Origin of the sequence: Acidipila rosea (assembly GCF_004339725.1) — a bacterium.
Lineage (GTDB): Bacteria > Acidobacteriota > Terriglobia > Terriglobales > Acidobacteriaceae > Acidipila > Acidipila rosea.
Window position 1 is genome coordinate 1 of sequence record NZ_SMGK01000012.1, and the last position, 1,394, is coordinate 1,394.

At 58.5% G+C, this 1,394-nt stretch carries 1 pseudogene; it reads right to left on the bottom strand.

The window, feature by feature from the left end:
* Positions 1–277: 277 nt before the first annotated feature.
* Positions 278–1,308 (bottom strand): annotated as a pseudogene (locus C7378_RS17575) (IS110 family RNA-guided transposase).
* Positions 1,309–1,394 lie beyond the last annotated feature (86 nt).

Consider the following 1,394-nt stretch of genomic DNA (forward strand, 5'->3'; position numbering starts at 1 on the left):
AATGTATGGTCCGCCGCGCGACTGCAAGGGGAAAGCGTGGGCGAGAAGACAAGTCTGCGGCAATGTATTCGGCCTTTGAGTGGAGATCCTCTCTCCTGGCCATGATGAGTTCCGCTGCGTGCCTGTCCTTACAAGTCGGTCGGTCGTTGGAGACCATTATCGGTATCAGGTTGAAGGCACGCCGTTGTGACTGTTCTTTCGTCCTTGCTGTCCTGTGCAGACTTCGGTGGGTAAGCTTCAAATCCGTTGATGTGGTGCCGTTACTGGGCCTATCAGTTCACGCTGCGGAGATGCTCGGTAGAGGTCTATAGTCTTGTCCGCTCGAAAGTACGGCCCATGCGATGCGTGCCAGCTTGTTCGCCATGGCCACCACGACGACGTTCTTGGGAGCCCTGGCGTCCAGTCGATCCAGCCATGGCCCGATGGGCGCTCGATCTCGCTTGATGCGCAATACGGCAGCTCGTGCACCATGGATCAGAACCTTGCGCAGATAGACGTTGCCCCGCTTGCTAATGCCGAGCAGCTTCGTCTTGCCGCCGGTGGAATACTGCCGTGGCACAACCCCGAGCCACGCAGCGAAGTCTCGCCCCTTCCGGAAAGCTGCGCCGTTGCCGATAGCCGCTACGATGGCTGTTGCCACGATCGGTCCGATGCCTGGGATCTGCCGAATGCGCGTACAACCAGCATCGCTCGCCGCAATCCGTTCCAGCTGCATGCTGAGTTCCTCGATCTGCTGTTCAACAGTCTTCCACTCATCCCACAGCATGTCGATGAGGTTGCGCATCTGCGGTGTCAGATCCGCTTCCGCGTTCTCGAGGATGTCAGCCATGGCAGCCTTGAGCTTCGCTGGCGTCTGCGCAAACACCATCCCTCGTTCGAGCAGGAATGCCCTCAGCTGGTTGATGACTGCCGTACGCCGCGAGATTAGCCGGTCGCGCACCCGGTGGATCGCCTGGAGGTCCAGCTGGTCGTCCGTCTTGATCGGAACAAAGCGCATGTTCTTACGTTCGACTGCTTCGGCGATCGCCTCCGCATCTACGAAGTCGTTCTTGTTGGACTTCACAAAGGGCTTCACGAACTGGGCTGCGATCAGTCGCACATCGTGGCCTTGCTTCCGCAATGCTCGTCCCAGAAAGTGCGCTCCTGAACAGGCTTCCAAGCCCATCAGCGAAGTCTGCATGTTCGCGGTGTACGTCAGCAGCTGGCGCTGCGTGAACTTCTTCTTCACGAGCACCTTGCCGCTGCACCGAGCGCCACAAGGTGAAAGGTCGTCTTGCCCAGGTCGATGCCAACTGAATGAATCTGCATAGCGATGATCCTCCTTGTTAGAAGCTGCCTTCACGATCCTCCTGCTCAGGCAGGGGAATCAAGCGGCGGACCATCTCATTAGTCGG